The sequence below is a fragment of the Streptomyces sp. NPDC096046 genome (genome assembly GCF_040303285.1).
Lineage (GTDB): Bacteria > Actinomycetota > Actinomycetes > Streptomycetales > Streptomycetaceae > Streptomyces.
On sequence record NZ_JBEOSZ010000010.1, the window covers coordinates 191195 to 209510 of the forward strand.

An 18316-nucleotide genomic window follows, 5' to 3' on the forward strand; every position below is an offset into this window, starting at 1 on the left:
ATCACTCCCCCGTCAATTGATTTACGCCCTGCCGCATACGTATGCAGCTAGCGGGCCATCTCCTCCTTCAGCGCCGCCAGGAACGTGTCCACGTCCTCCTCGGTCGTGTCGAAGGCGCACATCCAGCGGACGTCGCCCGCGGCCTCGTCCCAGAAGTAGAAGCGGAACCGCTTCTGGAGTCGCTCGCTCACATCATGGGGCAGGCGGGCGAACACCGCGTTGGCCTGCACCGGGTAGAGGATCTCCACACCGTGCACGGCGCGCACGCCCTCGGCGAGGCGCTGGGCCATCTCGTTGGCGTGGCCGGCGTTGCGCAGCCACAGGTCCCGGGCGAGCAGGGCCTCCAGCTGCACCGACACGAAGCGCATCTTGGAGGCGAGCTGCATGGACAGCTTGCGCAGGTGCTTCATGTGGCTGACGGCGTCCTGGTTGAGGACCACGACGGCCTCGCCGAACAGGGCGCCGTTCTTGGTGCCGCCGAGGGAGAGGATGTCGACACCGGCGGCATTGGTGAGCGTGCGCATCGGGACGTTCAGGGTGGCGGCGGCGTTGGCCAGCCGCGAGCCGTCCAGGTGCACCTTCATGCCGAGCGCGTGGGCATGCTCGCAGATGGCGCGTATCTCCTCCGGCGTGTAGACCGTGCCCAGTTCGGTGGCCTGGGCGATGGAGACCACCTGGGGCATCGCGCGGTGCTCGTCGTCCCAGCCGTACGCCTGCCGGTCGATCAGCTCGGGCGTGAGCTTGCCGTCGGGCGCCGGAACGGTCAGCAGCTTCAGACCGCCGACCCGCTCCGGGGCCCCGCACTCGTCGACGTTGATGTGCGCGCTCTCCGCGCAGATCACCGCGCCCCAGCGGTCGGTGACCGCCTGGAGCGCGACGACGTTCGCGCCGGTGCCGTTGAAGACCGGGAACGCCTCGGCCGTGGGCCCGAAGTGGCTGCGGACCACCTGCTGGAGGTTCTCGGTGTAGACGTCCTCGCCGTACGCGACCTGGTGTCCGCCGTTGGCCAGGGCCAGGGCGGCGAGCACCTCCGGGTGGGCCCCGGCGTAGTTGTCGCTGGCGAAACCGCGGACCTCGGGGTCGTGACGGCGACGGGCGTCGGTCTTCGGCGGGTTCACGGCTTCTCGGTGAGCCACAGACGGTTTCCGTTCACTTCTGCGGCGGGCTTCTCCCAGACCTCGGTGATGGCCTCGGCCAGATCCTTGACGTCGGTGAAGCCCGCGAACTTCGCGTGGGGTCGATCGGCGCGCATCGCGTCGTGGACCAGTGCCTTCACCACCAGGATCGCAGCAGCCGACGTCGGGCCTGCGGCACCCCCGGCCTTGCGGAAGTAGTCCGCCATGGCCAGCGTCCACGCCTCGGCCGCCGCCTTGCCGGCCGCGTACGCGGCGTTGCCCGCGGTGGGCTTGGTGGCGCCCGCGGCACTGATCAGCACGTACCGGCCGCGGTCGCTGCGCTGCAGCGCCTCGTGGAAGGCGAGGGAGGTGTGCTGCACGGTGCGCACGAGCAGCATCTCCAGGAAGTCCCAGTCGTCGAGGCTGGTCCGGGTGAAGGTCTCGCTGCCGCGCCAGCCGCCGACGAGGTGGACCAGACCGTCGACGTGGCCGAAGTCCTTCTCGATGCGGGTGGCCCAGTCGCGGGTGGCCCCCAGGTCCAGTAGATCGACCGTGTCTCCGGTGACGGTGGCGCCGCCGGTCGCGTAGCTCGCCGCGTCCACCGCCTCCGCCAGCCGCTCCGGATCATTGTCCGAGCCGATGACGGTCGCACCCGCCTCGGCCAGCCTGAGCAGCGCGGCCCGGCCGGCGGGTCCGCCCGCTCCGGCCACCGCGATCACCGCACCGCTGAGCGCCCCGTTCCCCGCCATGGTCTTCGCCTCCTGAGCAGTGTTCTCGGCCCGCCGATCGCTCATGCGGCGATCCGCTCGGAGCTGTCCGCCGTGATGCCCTTCGTGGAGGCGATCACGTTCTTCAGCTTCTTGGACAGCGCCTCATAGAACATGCTCAGCGGAAACTCGTCCGGAAGCACGTCGTCGACGAGTTTGCGCGGCGGCTGCGTCGTGTCCAGCGCGTCGGGACCCTTGGCCCACTTCGAGCCCGGGTGCGGAGAGAGGTAGGTGGAGACCAGCTCGTACCCGGCGAACCAGTGGACGAGCTTGGGGCGGTCGATGCCGTCGCGGTACAGGTCCTCGATCTCGCCGCACAGCTGGTTGGTGACCTGCGGGGCGCGCTCCCAGTCGACGGTCAGTCTGTTGTCGGTCCAGCGGACGACGTCGTGCTTGTGCAGGTAGGCGAAGAGGAGCTGCCCGCCGAGGCCGTCGTAGTTGCGGACGCGCTCGCCGGTGACCGGGAAGCGGAACATGCGGTCGAAGAGGACCGCGACCTGCACGTCACGCGCCTGCGGGACGCCGTCCGCCTCCAGCTTCACGGCCTCCTTGAAGGCGGTGAGGTCACAGCGCAGCTCCTCCAGGCCGTACATCCAGAACGGCTGGCGCTGCTTGATCATGAACGGGTCGAAGGGCAGGTCGCCGTGACTGTGGGTGCGGTCGTGGACCATGTCCCACAGGACGAACGCCTCCTCGCAGCGCTTCTGGTCGTGGACCATCGCGGCGACGTCCTCGGGCAGTTCCAGGCCCAGGATGTCGACGGCGGCGTCGGTCACGCGGCGGAAGCGGGCGGCCTCACGGTCGCAGAAGATGCCGCCCCAGGTGAACCGCTCCGGGGCCTCGCGCACGGCGATGGTCTCGGGGAAGAGGACGGCCGAGTTGGTGTCGTAGCCGGCCGTGAAGTCCTCGAACTTGATGCCGCAGAACAGCGGGTTGTCGTAGCGGGTGCGCTCCAGCTCGGCCAGCCAGTCCGGCCAGACCATGCGCAGCACGACCGCCTCGAAGTTGCGGTCCGGGTTGCCGTTCTGGGTGTACATGGGAAAGACGACGAGGTGCTGGAGGCCGTCCACGCGGTGCGCGGCCGGCTGGAAGGCCAGCAGCGAGTCGAGGAAGTCGGGCACCTGGAAGCCGTTGTCGGCCCACCCGGTCAGATCCTTGACCAAGGCCTCGTGATACGCCCCGTCGTGCGGGAGCAGCGCAGAGAGCTCCAGGACGGCGTCGGCGATCTGGCGGACGGCGAGCTCGGCGTCGGCCGGGTCGGGTGCGCCCTCGGCGTCGAAGTCGATCGACCCGTCCTTGGACTGCCATGGACGGATCCGCTCCACGGCATCCTTGAGCACGGGCCATGCCGGGTGCTCCACCACCCTGGCCACGGGAGGAAGACCTTCCTCCGAACCCACCTGCACAAGAATTTCCGTCATGTCCCACCTTCCACGGGAGAATCTCACGTATGCAGACCGTATACACACGAGGTTCCTCCCAGCAAGGGCAGTCCCGGGAAATTATCCTGCCTAACCCGACCCTTCACCGCACTTTTTCCTGCCGGCCACGCTTCTGCCCATTCGGGCGGCAACCATGCCCTCACTCTCTGCACAGGGCAGGTGCAGGCGATACGGTCAGGGGGGCCGTCAGGCCCCTCAGTGCCGCCTGTCGACGGAAGAGAGTCGCGTCGTGAACTTCCTCACCATCGGTCACCGCGGAGTCATGGGTGTCGAGCCAGAGAACACCCTCCGGTCCTTCGTCGCCGCCCAGGAGGCCGGCCTCGACGTCATCGAACTCGACCTGCATCTGAGCAAGGACGGCGCGCTCGTCGTCATGCACGACGTCGATGTGGACCGCACGACCGACGGCACCGGGCCGATCGCCGAGAAGACCCTCGCCGAGCTGCGGGCCCTGGACGCGGGCCGGGGCGAGCGGGTCCCGGTCTTCGAGGAGGTCCTGGAGGCCGTCCACACGCCGCTCCAGGCGGAGATCAAGGACGTGCACGCGGCGCGGGCCCTGGCCGAGGTGATGAACCGGCGAGAACTGGCCGGCCGGGTGGAGGTGTCCTCGTTCCACGACGAGGCGATCGCCGAGATCAAACCCCTGGTACCGGGCGTGCGCACCGCACTGGTCGCCAGCCGCTACGGCACGGACATCGTCGACCGCGCGGTGCAGGCCGGCGCCGAAACCGTCTGCCTGAACATCCGCCGGCTCACGCTGGAGATCGTGGAGCGGGCCCGCAAGGCCGATCTGAAGATCATCGGCTGGGTCGTGAACACGCAGGACCAGCTGCGTCTGGTCCGGGCGTTCGGCCTGGACGGCGCGACCACCGACCACCCGGACATCAAGCGCACGGGCCGTTTCACGGCCTAAGGCCCTTCTGATGGATCTCCGCGGCGTCGCGACGCCCGGCACGCTCCCCCGCTCTCGGCTTCGCTCGAACGGGAGGGGCCCCCACCGCCGCACCGCGCGAAAGCCCAAGTAGCTCCGCTACGAGGGCTTCCGCGCCGCACGCCGAGAGCACGCACCGAACGCCGCTCCTTCTCCCACGGAGATCCATCAGAAGGGCCTTAGGCCCTCGTCAGGCCGGCCTCGGCGGCCGGGGCCGGGACCTCGGCCGTGGGCTGCGACCGTTCGCGCAGCGACAGCACCACCCGCAGCACCCAGATCCACATCACGGCCGAGCCGAGCATGTGCAGGCCGACCAGGACCTCGGGCAGGTCCGTGAAGTACTGGACGTAGCCGATGACGCCCTGCGCGAGCAGGATCAGGAACAGCTCTCGGGTGCGGTTCAGCGGGTCCTTGGGGGCGCCGACCGCCTTGAGGACGAACCACAGGGCGAACGTCAGCGTCACCACGATCCACGCCAGCACGGCGTGCAGCTTGCTCACCGTCTCCCAGTCGACGGGCATCCGCTCGACCTCGCTGGAGTCGCCCGCGTGCGGGCCCGCGCCGGTGACGACGGTGCCGACCAGGATGAGCAGGACGGCCGCCGCGACCAGGAACCACACCAGCTGCCGCACGGCGCTGCCGACCAGCGGGCGCGGTGCCGCGTCGCCCTCACGGGTGCGCTGCCACATCACCGTGGCCACCGCGATGAGCGCCGACGTCGCCACGAAGTGCGCCGCCACCGTGTACGGGTTGAGACCGACCAGCACCACGATGCCGCCGAGCACCGCGTTGCTCATCACGATCCAGAACTGCGCCCAGCCCAGCAGGATCAGGCCACGCCGGTACGGCTTCCGCGAGCGCGCGGCGATGATCGCCCAGCCGACGGCGGCGCACAGCACGTACGTGAGCATGCGGTTGCCGAACTCGATGGCGCCGTGCAGGCCCATCGCGCTGGTGGCGGTGAGCGAGTCGTCGGTGCACTTCGGCCAGGTCGGGCAGCCCAGACCCGAGCCCGTCAGCCGTACGGCGCCGCCGGTGACGACGATGAGCACCGACATCAGGAGCGCGGAGAGCGCCGCGCGCCGGACCGTCCGGGGTTCCGGGGTCCAGCGCTCGGCGATGAAGGCGAGCGGATTGCGCAGGGCGGCCAGGGCGTCGGCGCGGGTCACGTTTGGCACGCGAACCATCGTAAGCCGCCGCTTGTGCACGCTTTCACGAGGGCCCCTCACCGGACACCTCCCCTACTCCCAGCGGAAGAACTTCCCGGCCGCCGCCAGCCCCACGACCGCCCAGACGGCCAGGATCCCCACATCGCCCCAGGGCATCCCGGCGCCGTGCTGGAGCACGTCCCGCAGCCCGTCCGACAGGGCCGAGACGGGCAGCAGGCCGAGCACGTCCTGCGCGGCGGCGGGGAACTTGTCGAGCGGCACGATGACCCCGCCGCCGACGAGCAGCAGCAGGAACACCAGGTTGGCGGCGGCCAGCGTCGCCTCGGCCCTCAGCGTCCCGGCCATCAGCAGGCCCAGGCCCGAGAAGGCCGCCGTGCCGAGGACCAGGAGCAGCAGCACGGCGAACGGGTCGCCCTGCGGCGACCAGCCGAGCGCGAAGGCGATCGCCGTCAGCAGGATCACCTGGAGCACCTCGGTGACCAGGACGGACAGGGTCTTCGCCGTCATCAGACCCCAGCGGGGCAGGGGCGAGGAGGCCAGCCGCTTCAGCACGCCGTAGCGCCGCTCGAAGCCGGTCGCGATGGCCTGGCCGGTGAACGCCGTCGACATCACGGCGAGCGCGAGGATGCCCGGTGCGAGGAAGTCGACCGCCTCGCCGGCGCCGGTGTCGACGATGTCCACGGTGCTGAACAGCGTCAGCAACAGGGTCGGGATCACCACCGTCAGCAGCAGTTGCTCGCCGTTGCGCAGCAGCATCTTCGTCTCGAGCACGGCCTGGGCCGCGATCATGCGGTGGAGGGGCGCCGCGCCGGGCTTCGGCGTGTACCTCCCCGTGCCGGTGGCGGTCACGAGCGCAACTCCTTGCCGGTGAGCTCCAGGAAGACGTCCTCCAGGGTGTGCCGTTCGACCGAGATCCTCTCCGGCATCACGCCGTGCTGGGCGCACCAGGAGGTGACCGTCGCGAGCAATTGGGGGTCGACCTTGCCGACGACCCGGTACGAACCCGGAGTCAGCTCGGCGGCCGAGCAGTCGGCGGGCAGCGCCTTCAGCAGCGAGCCCACGTCCAGGCCGGGCCGGCCCGAGAAGCGCAGGGTGTTCTCCGCGCCGCCCCGGCACAGCTCCTCCGGGGAGCCCTGGGCGATGACCCGGCCCGCGTCGATGATCGCGACGTCGTCGGCGAGCTGCTCGGCCTCGTCCATGTAGTGGGTGGTGAGGATCACCGAGACGCCGTCGGCGCGCAGATCCCGGACCAGGTCCCAGGTGGCGCGGCGGGCCTGCGGATCGAGCCCGGCGGTCGGCTCGTCGAGGAAGACGAGTTCGGGCCGCCCGACCACGGCCATGGCCAGCGCGAGCCGCTGCTGCTGACCGCCCGACAGCCGCCGGTAGGCGGTACGGCCGCAGGAGCCGAGCCCCAGCCGCTCGATCAGCGCGTCCACGTCCAGGGGATGCGCGTGCAGCTTCGCCACGTGCCGGAGCATCTCGTCGGCACGGGAACCCGAGTAGACGCCGCCGGACTGGAGCATCACGCCGATGCGGGGCCGCAGGCCGGCGGAGTCCGCGACCGGGTCGAGGCCCAGGACGCGCACCGTGCCGGAGTCCGGCTTCCGGTAGCCCTCGCAGGTCTCGACGGTGGTCGTCTTGCCCGCTCCGTTGGGGCCGAGCACGGCGGTCACACCCGCCCGGGCCACCAGGTCGAGCCCGTCCACCGCGGTCTTCGGGCCGTACCGCTTCACCAGGGCCTGGACCTGGACCACGGGCTCACTTCGCATGGGTCCAGAGTCTAGGTACGCGCGCGGTGGCCCGGACCGCGGGGGGCGGCTACTCCTCCTCACGCGGCCGGTGGACCGCCAGCCACCGCTCGGCGAAGGCGACCGCGTCCGCCACCGGGAACAACCGCGCCTCGGCCGCGCCCACCCTGCCGCGGACGACGGGGCGGTCCCGTTCGAAGTCGTAGCCCAGCTCGTCGAAACGGTCCGAGCTGATCGACACCTCGGTCACGGTCTCCCAGCCGTCCGGCCCCGGCCGACCCACCGCGACGCGCGGGGAGGGTATCCGGTACTCGGCGAGGTGGAAGCTCGTGCAGGAGGCGTAGCCGGCGCCGAGCAGCAGCACGCGGGCGCCCATCGCCTCCAGCTTCGCCAGCGGGCTGCGCTCGCCGAGACGGCAGTCGGACGCGTGCCCGTCGATGATGTCCGCCGCGCGCGGGCCGAGCGCCGCGAACGAGGTCTGCGGATGCGCGCTGCGCAGCGCGCCGGGCCAGGCGCGCACGGTCTCCGGGACGACGCCGACCCCGCGGGCGGGCGTGATCCGCGGATCGTAGGCGGGCATGGTGGCGCGGATGGCCGTCCACCACTGCGGGGGCACGGGCGGGTTGCTCCACAGCGCCGGGTCGGAGAGGTCACCGGTCTGGGTGGGGACCACGAGGGTGCCCTCCGGGCCGAGGGCGTCGAGCAGTCCTCGCACCACCGCTACGGGGCCGCCGTTGACCCAGCCGAGGGCGCTGAGCGAGGAGTGCACGAGGAGGGTCTCGCCGGTGCGTACACCGAGCTCGCCGAGCTGCGTCCGGAGCGTCTCGCGGGTGACAAGAGGGCCGGTCGGAGGGGGTGTGGGCATGGTTCCGGAGTGTCCCCGAAGCGGCTGCCCCCATGCCACCGGTTTGATCGATCAGAGATCGTTTCCGCAGGTCACATTAGGTATGCCTAAGTGACGTAGGGCACCGCCGGATGGACGCGGGCGGCTTGCCCGGTCCGGAGGAATTACGCAACAATGGCGTTGTGAAAAACGTCGGCGAGACACCGCACGAGGAGCTGGCGACCGGGGAGCGGTCCACCCGCAACCGCGTCGCGCGGTCCATCCTGGACCACGGCCCCTCGACCGTCGCCGAACTCGCCGAGCGGCTGGGCCTCACCCAGGCGGCCGTGCGCCGGCACCTCGACGCCCTCGCGGGCGACGGTGTCGTGGAGGCGCGCGAGCAGCGGGTGTACGGCGCGCGCACCCGAGGCCGGCCGGCCAAGGTGTTCGCTCTGACGGACTGCGGGCGGGACGCCTTCGACCAGTCGTACGACAAGCTCGCGACGGACGCCCTGCGCTGGATCGCCGACCGCGAGGGCGGCAACGAGGCGATCGCGGCCTTCGCCCGCGCCAGGATCGCCGCGCAGGCGGGCGCCTACCGCCGCGCGGTCGAGACCGCCCCGCCCGAAAAGCGGACCCAAGCGCTGGCCAAGGCCTTGAGCGCCGACGGGTACGCTGCCACGGCGCGCAGCGCGCCCCACCCCCAGCTGGGTGAACAGCTCTGCCAGCACCACTGCCCGGTCGCCCACGTCGCCGAGCAGTTTCCGCAGCTCTGCGAGGCGGAGACGGAATTTTTCGCGGAGCTGCTCGGTACGCATGTACAGCGGCTCGCCACCATCGCGCACGGCGACGGCGTCTGCACGACGTTCATCCCCAAGATTTCCCACAACGCATCTGCAAGCACGGCCGGGAGGAACCCCGCATGACTCTCCCCACGGAGACTGCCCACCCCGAGCTCGAGGGCCTGGGCAAGTACGAGTACGGCTGGGCCGACTCCGACACGGCCGGCGCCTCTGCCAAGCGCGGCATCAACGAGGACGTCGTCCGGGACATCTCCTCCAAGAAGAACGAGCCGGAGTGGATGACCAAGCTCCGCCTCAAGGGTCTGCGCCTGTTCGAGAAGAAGCCCATGCCGAACTGGGGCTCGGACCTCTCCGGCATCGACTTCGACAACATCAAGTACTTCGTGCGCTCCACGGAGAAGCAGGCGGAGTCCTGGGAGGACCTGCCCGAGGACATCAAGAACACGTACGACAAGCTCGGCATCCCCGAGGCGGAGAAGCAGCGCCTCGTCGCCGGTGTCGCCGCGCAGTACGAGTCGGAGGTCGTCTACCACCAGATCCGTGAGGACCTGGAGGAGCAGGGCGTCATCTTCCTCGACACCGACACCGCGCTGAAGGAGCACCCGGAGCTCTTCAAGGAGTACTTCGGGACCGTCATCCCCGTCGGCGACAACAAGTTCGCGTCGCTGAACTCCGCCGTGTGGTCGGGCGGCTCCTTCATCTACGTGCCGCCGGGCGTGCACGTGGAGATCCCGCTCCAGGCCTACTTCCGCATCAACACGGAGAACATGGGCCAGTTCGAGCGGACCCTGATCATCGTCGACGAAGGTGCCTATGTGCACTACGTCGAGGGCTGCACCGCCCCGATCTACAAGTCGGACTCGCTGCACTCCGCGGTCGTCGAGATCATCGTCAAGAAGAACGCCCGCTGCCGCTACACGACCATCCAGAACTGGTCGAACAACGTCTACAACCTGGTCACCAAGCGCGCCGTCGCCTACGAGGGCGCGACCATGGAGTGGATCGACGGCAACATCGGCTCCAAGGTGACGATGAAGTACCCGGCCGTCTACCTCATGGGTGAGCACGCCAAGGGCGAGACGCTGTCCATCGCCTTCGCGGGCGAGGGCCAGCACCAGGACGCGGGCTCCAAGATGGTCCACATGGCGCCGAACACGTCGTCGAACATCGTGTCGAAGTCCGTGGCCCGCGGCGGCGGCCGCACCTCCTACCGCGGTCTCGTGGAGATCGGCGAAGGGGCCCACGGCTCGAAGTCCAACGTGCTGTGCGACGCGCTGCTCGTCGACACCATCTCCCGCTCCGACACCTACCCCTACGTGGACGTCCGCGAGGACGACGTGTCCATGGGGCACGAGGCGACCGTCTCCAAGGTCTCCGAGGACCAGCTCTTCTACCTGATGAGCCGCGGCCTCTCCGAGTTCGAGGCGATGGCGATGATCGTGCGCGGCTTCGTCGAGCCCATCGCCAAGGAGCTCCCCATGGAGTACGCGCTGGAGCTCAACCGGCTGATCGAGCTGCAGATGGAGGGCGCGGTCGGCTGACCCGCCCCCTCGACAGCAGACGTCCCACTCAGGAAAGAGAGCACTACGACAGCCATGGCTGAGGCCCAGAACTCCCCCACTCTCGGCTCCGCTCGAGCGGGGGGACCCCCACCCGTGGGTTCCACGACCGCGGGCTCGATCGCGGTCGCCGCGGAGTCGACCGTCGCCACGCGCATGAGCGCGCCCCCCTCCTTCGACGTGGCGGACTTCCCGGTCCCGCACGGCCGCGAGGAGGAGTGGCGCTTCACCCCGCTGGAGCGCCTGCGCGGCCTGCACGACGGCACCGCCGTCGCCACCGGCAACGGCGTGAAGGTCGACGTCCAGGCCCCCGAGGGCGTCATCGTCGAGGCCGTCGGCCGCGACGACGCGCGGCTCGGCAAGGCCGGCGCCCCGGCGGACCGCGTCGCCGCCCAGGCCTACTCGGCCTTCGAGAAGGCCTCGGTCGTGACCGTCCCCAAGGAGACCGTCCTCACCGAGCCCATCCGCATCGCGGTGCACGGCGAGGGCGGCACCGCCTTCGGCCATCAGGTGATCGAACTGGGCGCGTTCGCCGAGGCCGTCGTGGTCATCGACCACACCGGTGACGCGGTGCTCGCCGCCAACGTCGACTACCTCCTGGGCGACGGCGCCAAGCTCACCGTCGTGTGCGTCCAGGACTGGGACGACAAGGCCGTCCACGTCGCCCAGCACAACGCGCTCGTCGGCCGCGACGCCTCCCTCAAGTCCGTCGTCGTCACCTTCGGCGGCGATCTCGTCCGGCTGCACCCGCGTGTGCGGTATGCCGGGCCCGGCGGTGAGGCCGAGCTGTTCGGCCTGTACTTCACCGACCAGGGCCAGCACCAGGAGCACCGTCTCCTGGTCGACCACAACGTCCCGCACTGCAAGTCCAACGTCGTCTACAAGGGCGCCCTCCAGGGCGACGACGCGCACGCGGTGTGGATCGGTGACGTGCTCATCGAGGCCGCGGCCGAGGGCACGGACACGTACGAGATGAACCGCAACCTGGTCCTCACGGACGGGGCGCGCGTGGACTCCGTACCGAACCTCGAGATCGAGACCGGCGAGATCGTCGGCGCCGGCCACGCCTCGGCGACCGGCCGCTTCGACGACGAGCAGCTCTTCTACCTCATGGCGCGCGGCATCCCGCAGTACGAGGCCCGCCGTCTGGTGGTCCGCGGCTTCTTCGCCGAGCTCGTCCAGCAGATCGGCCTCCCGGACATCGAGGAGCGCCTGCTCGCCCGGATCGAGGAGGAGCTGGAGGCGGCCGTCGCATGACCTTCGTACGCGTCTGTGGACTGGGCGAGCTGGAGGAGGACACCCCCAAGCGGGTGGAACTCGACGGCACGCCCGTGTCCATCGTGCAGACCGAGGGCGAGGTGTTCGCGATCCACGACATCTGCTCGCACGCGAACGTCTCCCTGTCGGAGGGCGAGGTCGACGACTGCCACATCGAGTGCTGGCTGCACGGCTCGCGCTTCGACCTGCGTTCCGGCAAGCCCGACGCCCTCCCGGCGACACGCCCCGTCCCCGTATACCCCGTAAAGATCGATGGGGACGACGTGCTCGTCTCCCTCACCCAGGAGTCCTGAGGCATCCATGGCAACGCTTGAAATCCGAGACCTGCACGTCACCGTCGAGGCCGACAACGCCACGAAGGAGATCCTCAAGGGCGTCGACCTCACCGTGAAGCAGGGCGAGACGCACGCCATCATGGGCCCCAACGGCTCGGGCAAGTCGACCCTCGCCTACTCCCTCGCGGGTCACCCGAAGTACACGATCACCGGCGGCACCGTCACCCTCGACGGCGAGGACGTCCTGGAGATGTCCGTCGACGAGCGCGCCCGCGCCGGCCTGTTCCTCGCGATGCAGTACCCGGTCGAGGTCCCGGGTGTCTCCGTGTCGAACTTCCTGCGCACCTCCGCCACCGCCGTCCGCGGCGAGGCCCCCAAGCTGCGCACCTGGGTGAAGGAGGTCAAGGAGGCCATGGAGCGCCTCAACATGGACCCGTCCTTCGCCGAGCGCAACGTCAACGAGGGCTTCTCCGGCGGTGAGAAGAAGCGCCACGAGATCCTCCAGCTGGAGCTCCTCAAGCCCAAGATGGCGATCCTCGACGAGACCGACTCCGGCCTCGACGTCGACGCCCTGCGCGTCGTGTCCGAGGGCGTGAACCGCATCCGCGAGACGGGCGAGGTCGGCACCCTGCTGATCACCCACTACACGCGCATCCTCCGCTACATCAAGCCCGACCACGTGCACGTCTTCTCCGGCGGCCGGATCGTCGAGTCCGGCGGCGCCGAACTCGCCGACAAGCTGGAGAACGAGGGCTACGAGGCCTACGCGAAGCACGACGGGGCCGACACGAAGGGTGGCGCATCCGCGTGACATCGCAGCCGGGCCTCCTCGACACCGAGGCGATCCGCAAGGACTTCCCCATCCTGGACCGCCAGGTCCACGACGGTAAGAAGCTCGTGTACCTGGACAACGCGGCGACCAGCCAGAAGCCGCGCCAGGTGCTGGACGCCCTGAGCGAGTACTACGAGCGCTACAACGCCAACGTCCACCGCGGTGTGCATGTGCTCGCCGAGGAGGCCACGGCGCTGTACGAGGGCGCGCGCGACAAGGTCGCCGAGTTCGTCAACGCGCCCTCGCGCGACGAGGTGATCTTCACCAAGAACGCCTCGGAGTCGCTCAACCTCGTGGCGAACATGCTGGGCTGGGCCGACGAGCCCTACCGCGTGGACTCCGAGACCGAGATCGTCATCACGGAGATGGAGCACCACTCCAACATCGTGCCGTGGCAGCTGCTCGCGCAGCGCACCGGCGCGAAGCTGAAGTGGTTCGGCCTGACCGACGACGGCCGCCTGGACCTGTCGAACATCGACGAGGTCATCACGGAGAAGACGAAGATCGTCTCCTTCGTGCTGGTCTCCAACATCCTCGGCACCCAGAACCCGGTCGAGGCGATCGTGCGCCGCGCCCAGGAGGTCGGTGCGCTGGTGTGCATCGACGCCTCCCAGGCCGCGCCGCACATGCCGCTGGACGTCCAGGCCCTCCAGGCCGACTTCGTGGCCTTCACCGGCCACAAGATGTGCGCTCCGACCGGCATCGGCGTCCTCTGGGGCCGCCAGGAGCTGCTGGAGGACCTGCCCCCGTTCCTCGGCGGCGGCGAGATGATCGAGACGGTGTCGATGCACTCCTCGACCTACGCCCCGGCGCCCCACAAGTTCGAGGCGGGCACGCCCCCGATCGCCCAGGCGGTCGGTCTCGGCGCGGCGATCGACTACCTCGACTCGATCGGCATGGACAAGATCCTCGCCCACGAGCACGCGCTCACCGAGTACGCCGTCAAGCGACTGCTGGAAGTCCCCGACCTGCGCATCATCGGCCCCACCACGGCCGAGGAACGCGGCGCGGCGATCTCCTTCACGCTCGGCGACATCCATCCGCACGACGTGGGCCAGGTCCTCGACGAGCAGGGCATCGCGGTCCGGGTCGGACACCACTGCGCCCGGCCGGTCTGCCTGCGGTACGGAATTCCTGCGACCACGCGAGCGTCGTTCTATCTGTACTCCACGCCGGCCGAGATCGACGCGTTGGTCGACGGCCTGGAGCACGTACGGAACTTCTTCGGCTGAGGGGCGTGCTGAACGGTGAAACTGGACTCCATGTACCAGGAAGTCATCCTGGACCACTACAAGAACCCGCACGGGCGGGGCTTGCGGGATGGCGACGCCGAGGTGCACCACGTCAACCCGACGTGCGGTGACGAGATCACACTGCGTGTGAAGTACGACGGCACCACGATCGAGGACGTCTCGTACGAGGGCCAGGGCTGCTCGATCAGCCAGGCGAGCGCGTCCGTACTGAACGACCTCCTCGTCGGCAAGGACCTCTCCGACGCGCGGAAGATCCAGGAGACCTTCCTGGAGCTGATGCAGTCCAAGGGGAAGCTCGAACCCGACGACGCGATGGAGGACATCCTGGAGGACGCGGTCGCGTTCGCCGGGGTGTCCAAGTACCCGGCCCGGGTGAAGTGCGCCCTGCTGAGCTGGATGGCCTGGAAGGACGCTACGGCCCAGGTGCTGGGCGGAGCCGACGCCGAGAAGGAGACGACGGCATGAGCGAGACCGTTGAGATGAAGCCGGCCTCGGAGGAAGAGGTCCGCGAGGCGCTGTACGACGTCGTCGACCCCGAGCTGGGCATCGACGTCGTCAATCTGGGCCTGATCTACGGCATCCACATCGACGACGCGAACATCGCGACGCTCGACATGACGCTGACCTCGGCGGCCTGCCCGCTGACGGACGTCATCGAGGACCAGGCGAAGTCCGCCACCGACGGCCTCGTGAGCGAGCTGCGCATCAATTGGGTCTGGATGCCGCCGTGGGGCCCCGACAAGATCACGGACGACGGACGCGAGCAGCTGCGGGCTCTCGGGTTCAACGTCTGAGACCCACGGACACACAGGAGGGCGGCACCCTTTTCGGGGTGCCGCCCTCCTGTACGTGCTCAGCTCAGCCCGGCCACCATCCGGAACGACGCGTCCGAGCGGTACTGGTGGCTGTTCTCGTAGGGGTCCAGGCGGAGCCGGAAGTCGCGGTGGCGCAGGAAACGGCCGGGGTAGTTGACCGATTCCAGCGCCAGCGCGCCCGACGGGGACCAGGAGCGGGGGCAGAACGTGGCGTCCTGGCGGAAGAGGGACGAGCCGTCGTCGTCGTTCGCGACCAGGACGAAGCTTCGGTGGCGCAGATAGCGGCCGTCGGCGGTGGTGAAGGAGTAGCAGGAGGAGTCGGCGAGGCCGGTGACACGCTGGAAGGTGGCGTCCTCGCGCTGCCCGGTGCCTGAGCCGATCCGGTCCAGGAACACGTAGCCGTCGCGCACCCGCCAGTAGCGGTCGGAGAAGTTGACCGAGCGTATGGAGGTGCCGTGCGAGGCCGGCGTCTTCGGCGGCTTCGACGAGCCGGAGGACGCCTTCGGCGGCTTCGGCTCCTTCGGCGCCTTCTTCACGGGCTCCGGACTCGGGGCGGCGCTGGGCGCGCCGGAGGTGGGGGTGGGGCTGGGAGACGAGTGGACGCGCCCCGCACCGGCCTCCTCGGAGGCGCCCCGGGAAGGGGTCGCGAAGGAGATCAGACCGCCCGGGGCCGAACTGCTCAGGGTGCTCGGCTGCGCCGCCCGGTGTTCCGGCTCGCCCGCCTCGCCGTTCATCACGGTGACGGCCGTGGCGCACGCGGTGATCGTCGCCAGGGCCAGCGCGCCCGCCAGCCAGAGCCGTCGGGTCCCCGGCGCCCGGGTGGTGTCCGGTGCCCAGCCGCTCTCCCAGGGGCGGTCCTGCGGCGGCCGGGACTTCTGTTCTGACATGCGCTGTTCCTCCGGCGGGGCACCCTTGACGGCGGCGCAGTTGTGGTGGCCCGGTGTGCGATCGGTGACACCGTAGTGGACGTGCGGGGCCGCTGGGACGCGTTTGGTGAGAGCGATTTCTCACCGAGATCCAGGGTCGCGTTGTGTACGGCCGTACATCTGATGTGTACGCTCGTACACATGGGTTATCTGCTCCTGGCCGGGGCCATCGCCGCCGAGGTGGGCGCGACCACGGCCATGAAGTACAGCGACGGCTTCAGCCGGCTCGCGCCGTCGCTGCTGACGGTCCTCGGCTACCTGGTCTCCTTCGGGCTCCTCGCGCAGACGCTGAGGACCGTCTCGGTCGGCACGGCCTACGCGATCTGGGCCGGGGTCGGCACCGCCGCCATCGCCACGATCGGAATCGTCTTCCTCGGGGAGGGGATGACCGTCGCCAAGGCCGCCGGGATCGCGCTGATCATCCTGGGGGTCGTGGTGCTGAACCTGGGCGGTGCCCACTGATGCCCCGGCGGCACGACCCCGAGCGGCGGCAGAGGATCATCGACGCGGCGATCCGGGTGGTGGGGCGGAAGGGCATCGCCGGGCTGAGCCATCGCACGGTCGCCGCCGAGGCGGACGTGCCGCTCGGCTCGACGACGTACCATTTCTCGACCCTCGACGAGCTGCTCGTCGCCGCACTGCGACAGGCCAACGAGGGCTTCGCCAAGGTGGTCGCCTCCCGGGGCGGCCTGGAGGATCCCCGCACCGACCTGGCCGCCGAACTCGCCGCGTGGGTGGGGGAGTGGCTCGCGGGCGAGCGTACGGGGGTGGAGCTGGAGTACGAGCTCTACCTGGCCGCGCTGCGCCGGCCCGCCCTGCGGCCCGTCGCCGCCGAGTGGGCCGAGGGCGTCGCGGAACTGCTGTCCCGGCGTACCGACCCGGTGACGGCCCGGGCCCTGGTGGCGCTGCTCGACGGGATCTGCCTGCAGGTGCTGCTCACGGAGGCACCCTACGACGAGGCGTACGCGCGCGAGGTGCTGCGCCGGGTCATCCCGTGAGGTGGCATGGCGGCGGACCGGTACGGCGGTCCTGCGACCTGCCGGACCCGCCGTGAACTCTTCGCCGCCCAGCGGGGGTGGCTCGCACGCTGAGACGTCCCGCGCCCGAGTTAGCACCGACATGCCCCGGCCGGTTAGGTTGCCCTCATGACCGACACGACTGCTCCTCGCACCACCGGCGCCGTGGCCGCCGGCCTCGCCACGATCGCCGCAGACGGCACCGTTCTGGACACCTGGTTCCCCGCGCCCGAGCTGGCCGACCAGCCCGGCCCGTCCGGCACCGAGCGGCTCTCCGCCGAGCGGGCCGCGGAGCTGCTCGGCGGTGGCGCCACCGCTGCGGTCGGCCCGGACGCCCGCCGGGGCGTCGAGGTGGTCGCGGTCCGCACGGTCATCGCCTCGCTCGACGAGAAGCCGATCGACGCGCACGACGCCTACCTGCGTCTGCACCTCCTCTCCCACCGCCTGGTCAAGCCGCACGGCCAGAGCCTGGACGGCATCTTCGGCTTCCTCGCCAACGTCGCCTGGACCTCGCTCGGCCCGGTCGCCGTCGACGACCTCGAAAAGGTCCGGCTGAACGCGCGCGCCGAGGGTCTGCACCTCCAGGTGACCTCCGTCGACAAGTTCCCGCGCATGACGGACTACGTGGCCCCCAAGGGCGTCCGGATCGCCGACGCCGACCGGGTCCGCCTCGGCGCGCACCTCGCCGAGGGCACCACGGTCATGCACGAGGGCTTCGTCAACTTCAACGCCGGCACGCTCGGCACCTCGATGGTCGAGGGCCGCATCTCCGCCGGTGTCGTGATCGGCGACGGCTCGGACATCGGCGGCGGCGCCTCCACGATGGGCACCCTGTCCGGCGGCGGCAACGTCATCATCTCCGTCGGCGAGCGCTGCCTGATCGGCGCGGAGGCGGGCGTGGGCATCGCCCTCGGCGACGAGTGCGTCGTCGAGGCCGGTCTGTACGTCACGGCCGGTACCCGCGTCACCATGCCCGACGGCCAGATCATCAAGGCCCGGGAGCTGTCCGGCGCCTCCAACATCCTCTTCCGCCGCAACTCGGTCACCGGCACGGTCGAGGCCCGGCCGAACAACGCGGTGTGGGGCGGCCTGAACGAGATCCTGCACAGCCACAACTGACCTCCGGGCGGCCCCGTACGGATGACACGGCGTGACCTCGCGATGGTTTTGGCAGATGAACGGGTGGACGCAGTGTCCGATCAGACGCCGAACCGACGAGATGAGGACCGGGGCATGAAGAACGATCGTGGGCGGGCCGTGGCAGGCCGGCTGGCCGGGGTGGTCGTGGCGCTGGCGGTGTGCTGGCTGCCCGCGGGGGCCGCGCACGCCGACGAGACCAACACGGGTTCGCACAACGGCCACCGGGTCGGTCTGATCAACGTCAACGTCGGTCAGATCGACGACCCGGCGGAGGACGTGCTGGAGCACACGCTGCTGTTCGGCGACGGGTACGCCTGGAACTGAGCGGACAGGGGCTGAAGCCGAATGCCCCTAGGGCGACCGCTCGATAGCAAGGTGCTGGAGGATCCGTGGACCTGTCCCTGTCGACCGAAACCATGGGCGA

Annotated in this window: 21 protein-coding genes; 13 read left to right on the forward strand and 8 right to left on the reverse strand. The window is 70.0% G+C overall.

Annotated elements, in window-relative coordinates; all coding sequences use genetic code 11:
* Positions 1-47 precede the first annotated feature (47 nt).
* Genes ABTX62_RS12355 through ABTX62_RS12365 form a run of 3 tightly spaced genes read right to left on the reverse strand, consistent with a single transcriptional unit; the run spans position 48 to position 3303 of the window.
* The gene (locus tag ABTX62_RS12355; RefSeq protein ID WP_352116099.1) at positions 48-1118 is read right to left on the reverse strand and encodes a threonine aldolase family protein; all 1071 of its coding nucleotides are present in this window, start codon (positions 1116-1118) and stop codon (positions 48-50) included.
* Complete coding sequence (locus ABTX62_RS12360) at positions 1115-1909, reverse strand: SDR family NAD(P)-dependent oxidoreductase (RefSeq protein ID WP_352116100.1); 795 nt, start codon at positions 1907-1909, stop codon at positions 1115-1117. The genes ABTX62_RS12355 and ABTX62_RS12360 overlap by 4 nt, the downstream gene beginning before the upstream one ends.
* Complete coding sequence (locus ABTX62_RS12365; RefSeq protein WP_352116101.1) at positions 1906-3303, reverse strand: DUF6421 family protein; 1398 nt, start codon at positions 3301-3303, stop codon at positions 1906-1908. The genes ABTX62_RS12360 and ABTX62_RS12365 overlap by 4 nt, the downstream gene beginning before the upstream one ends.
* A gap of 250 nt (positions 3304-3553) precedes the next feature.
* On the opposite strand from ABTX62_RS12365, the gene ABTX62_RS12370 reads away from it, so the two are divergent.
* On the forward strand, positions 3554-4237 hold the full coding sequence (locus ABTX62_RS12370) for a glycerophosphodiester phosphodiesterase (protein ID WP_352116102.1): 684 nt from the start codon (positions 3554-3556) through the stop codon (positions 4235-4237).
* Between the two features lie 197 nt (positions 4238-4434).
* On the opposite strand, the gene ABTX62_RS12375 is transcribed toward ABTX62_RS12370, so the two are convergent.
* Genes ABTX62_RS12375 through ABTX62_RS12390 form a run of 4 tightly spaced genes read right to left on the reverse strand, consistent with a single transcriptional unit; the run spans position 4435 to position 8037 of the window.
* Positions 4435-5442 carry a COX15/CtaA family protein gene (locus ABTX62_RS12375; RefSeq protein ID WP_352116103.1) on the reverse strand — a complete coding sequence of 336 codons (1008 nt, stop codon included), beginning with the start codon at positions 5440-5442 and terminating at the stop codon, positions 4435-4437.
* 54 nt (positions 5443-5496) lie between these two features.
* Positions 5497-6213 carry an ABC transporter permease gene (locus ABTX62_RS12380; protein ID WP_352116123.1) on the reverse strand — a complete coding sequence of 239 codons (717 nt, stop codon included), beginning with the start codon at positions 6211-6213 and terminating at the stop codon, positions 5497-5499.
* 56 nt (positions 6214-6269) lie between these two features.
* Positions 6270-7193 (reverse strand): ABC transporter ATP-binding protein, encoded by a 924-nt coding sequence (locus tag ABTX62_RS12385; RefSeq protein WP_352116104.1) that lies wholly within the window; start codon positions 7191-7193, stop codon positions 6270-6272.
* A 49-nt stretch (positions 7194-7242) separates the two neighbouring features.
* A complete protein-coding gene (locus tag ABTX62_RS12390; RefSeq protein ID WP_352116105.1) occupies positions 7243-8037 on the reverse strand; it encodes an AAC(3) family N-acetyltransferase in 795 nt (264 codons plus the stop codon).
* A 161-nt stretch (positions 8038-8198) separates the two neighbouring features.
* On the opposite strand from ABTX62_RS12390, the gene ABTX62_RS12395 reads away from it, so the two are divergent.
* The 8 genes from ABTX62_RS12395 to ABTX62_RS12430 are packed head-to-tail and all read left to right on the forward strand — an operon-like array spanning position 8199 to position 14789.
* Positions 8199-8921: a helix-turn-helix transcriptional regulator gene (locus ABTX62_RS12395; RefSeq protein WP_352116106.1), complete on the forward strand. Its 723-nt coding sequence runs from the start codon at positions 8199-8201 to the stop codon at positions 8919-8921.
* Positions 8918-10339, forward strand: a complete 1422-nt coding sequence (gene sufB, locus ABTX62_RS12400; protein ID WP_062926168.1) for a Fe-S cluster assembly protein SufB — start codon at positions 8918-8920, stop codon at positions 10337-10339. The genes ABTX62_RS12395 and sufB overlap by 4 nt, the downstream gene beginning before the upstream one ends.
* 54 nt (positions 10340-10393) lie before the next feature.
* Positions 10394-11614, forward strand: coding sequence for a Fe-S cluster assembly protein SufD (gene sufD, locus ABTX62_RS12405; RefSeq protein ID WP_352116107.1), 1221 nt, complete (start codon positions 10394-10396; stop codon positions 11612-11614).
* Positions 11611-11928: a non-heme iron oxygenase ferredoxin subunit gene (locus ABTX62_RS12410; RefSeq protein ID WP_351359864.1), complete on the forward strand. Its 318-nt coding sequence runs from the start codon at positions 11611-11613 to the stop codon at positions 11926-11928. The genes sufD and ABTX62_RS12410 overlap by 4 nt, the downstream gene beginning before the upstream one ends.
* A 7-nt stretch (positions 11929-11935) precedes the next feature.
* A complete protein-coding gene (sufC, locus tag ABTX62_RS12415) occupies positions 11936-12721 on the forward strand; it encodes a Fe-S cluster assembly ATPase SufC (protein ID WP_352116108.1) in 786 nt (261 codons plus the stop codon).
* Complete coding sequence (locus ABTX62_RS12420; RefSeq protein WP_352116109.1) at positions 12718-13974, forward strand: cysteine desulfurase; 1257 nt, start codon at positions 12718-12720, stop codon at positions 13972-13974. The genes sufC and ABTX62_RS12420 overlap by 4 nt, the downstream gene beginning before the upstream one ends.
* Positions 13975-13989: 15 nt before the next feature.
* Positions 13990-14460, forward strand: a complete 471-nt coding sequence (gene sufU / locus ABTX62_RS12425; RefSeq protein WP_033310795.1) for a Fe-S cluster assembly sulfur transfer protein SufU — start codon at positions 13990-13992, stop codon at positions 14458-14460.
* Entirely contained in the window at positions 14457-14789 is a 333-nt protein-coding gene (locus tag ABTX62_RS12430; RefSeq protein ID WP_028809645.1) for a metal-sulfur cluster assembly factor, read from the forward strand. The genes sufU and ABTX62_RS12430 overlap by 4 nt, the downstream gene beginning before the upstream one ends.
* A 59-nt stretch (positions 14790-14848) precedes the next feature.
* Here the strand turns inward: ABTX62_RS12430 and ABTX62_RS12435 are convergent, their stop codons facing one another.
* Positions 14849-15697: an AbfB domain-containing protein gene (locus ABTX62_RS12435; protein ID WP_352116110.1), complete on the reverse strand. Its 849-nt coding sequence runs from the start codon at positions 15695-15697 to the stop codon at positions 14849-14851.
* Between the two features lie 180 nt (positions 15698-15877).
* Here ABTX62_RS12435 and ABTX62_RS12440 point away from each other — a divergent pair, with 180 nt between their 5' ends.
* The 4 genes from ABTX62_RS12440 (at position 15878) to ABTX62_RS12455 (ending at position 18216) form a co-directional block, all read left to right on the forward strand.
* Positions 15878-16198, forward strand: a complete 321-nt coding sequence (locus ABTX62_RS12440) for a DMT family transporter (protein WP_352116111.1) — start codon at positions 15878-15880, stop codon at positions 16196-16198.
* A complete protein-coding gene (locus ABTX62_RS12445) occupies positions 16198-16734 on the forward strand; it encodes a TetR/AcrR family transcriptional regulator (protein WP_352116112.1) in 537 nt (178 codons plus the stop codon). The genes ABTX62_RS12440 and ABTX62_RS12445 overlap by 1 nt, the downstream gene beginning before the upstream one ends.
* A gap of 147 nt (positions 16735-16881) precedes the next feature.
* A complete protein-coding gene (dapD, locus tag ABTX62_RS12450) occupies positions 16882-17871 on the forward strand; it encodes a 2,3,4,5-tetrahydropyridine-2,6-dicarboxylate N-succinyltransferase (RefSeq protein ID WP_352116113.1) in 990 nt (329 codons plus the stop codon).
* 114 nt (positions 17872-17985) lie between these two features.
* Entirely contained in the window at positions 17986-18216 is a 231-nt protein-coding gene (locus ABTX62_RS12455) for a hypothetical protein (protein ID WP_352116114.1), read from the forward strand.
* Positions 18217-18316 lie beyond the last annotated feature (100 nt).

Bases quoted from the DNA above. Each gene is read 5' to 3' on its own strand.
- dapD (WP_352116113.1), top strand. From the start codon at position 16,882: ATGACCGACACGACTGCTCCTCGCACCACCGGCGCCGTGGCCGCCGGC.
- sufB (WP_062926168.1), top strand. From the start codon at position 8,918: ATGACTCTCCCCACGGAGACTGCCCACCCCGAGCTCGAGGGCCTGGGC.
- ABTX62_RS12445 (WP_352116112.1), top strand. From the start codon at position 16,198: ATGCCCCGGCGGCACGACCCCGAGCGGCGGCAGAGGATCATCGACGCG.
- ABTX62_RS12365 (WP_352116101.1), bottom strand. From the start codon at position 3,303: ATGACGGAAATTCTTGTGCAGGTGGGTTCGGAGGAAGGTCTTCCTCCC.
- ABTX62_RS12375 (WP_352116103.1), bottom strand. From the start codon at position 5,442: ATGGTTCGCGTGCCAAACGTGACCCGCGCCGACGCCCTGGCCGCCCTG.
- ABTX62_RS12385 (WP_352116104.1), bottom strand. From the start codon at position 7,193: ATGCGAAGTGAGCCCGTGGTCCAGGTCCAGGCCCTGGTGAAGCGGTAC.
- ABTX62_RS12390 (WP_352116105.1), bottom strand. From the start codon at position 8,037: ATGCCCACACCCCCTCCGACCGGCCCTCTTGTCACCCGCGAGACGCTC.
- ABTX62_RS12430 (WP_028809645.1), top strand. From the start codon at position 14,457: ATGAGCGAGACCGTTGAGATGAAGCCGGCCTCGGAGGAAGAGGTCCGC.
- ABTX62_RS12455 (WP_352116114.1), top strand. From the start codon at position 17,986: ATGAAGAACGATCGTGGGCGGGCCGTGGCAGGCCGGCTGGCCGGGGTG.
- ABTX62_RS12410 (WP_351359864.1), top strand. From the start codon at position 11,611: ATGACCTTCGTACGCGTCTGTGGACTGGGCGAGCTGGAGGAGGACACC.
- ABTX62_RS12380 (WP_352116123.1), bottom strand. From the start codon at position 6,213: ATGATCGCGGCCCAGGCCGTGCTCGAGACGAAGATGCTGCTGCGCAAC.
- ABTX62_RS12435 (WP_352116110.1), bottom strand. From the start codon at position 15,697: ATGTCAGAACAGAAGTCCCGGCCGCCGCAGGACCGCCCCTGGGAGAGC.
- sufD (WP_352116107.1), top strand. From the start codon at position 10,394: ATGGCTGAGGCCCAGAACTCCCCCACTCTCGGCTCCGCTCGAGCGGGG.
- sufC (WP_352116108.1), top strand. From the start codon at position 11,936: ATGGCAACGCTTGAAATCCGAGACCTGCACGTCACCGTCGAGGCCGAC.
- ABTX62_RS12440 (WP_352116111.1), top strand. From the start codon at position 15,878: ATGGGTTATCTGCTCCTGGCCGGGGCCATCGCCGCCGAGGTGGGCGCG.
- ABTX62_RS12360 (WP_352116100.1), bottom strand. From the start codon at position 1,909: ATGAGCGATCGGCGGGCCGAGAACACTGCTCAGGAGGCGAAGACCATG.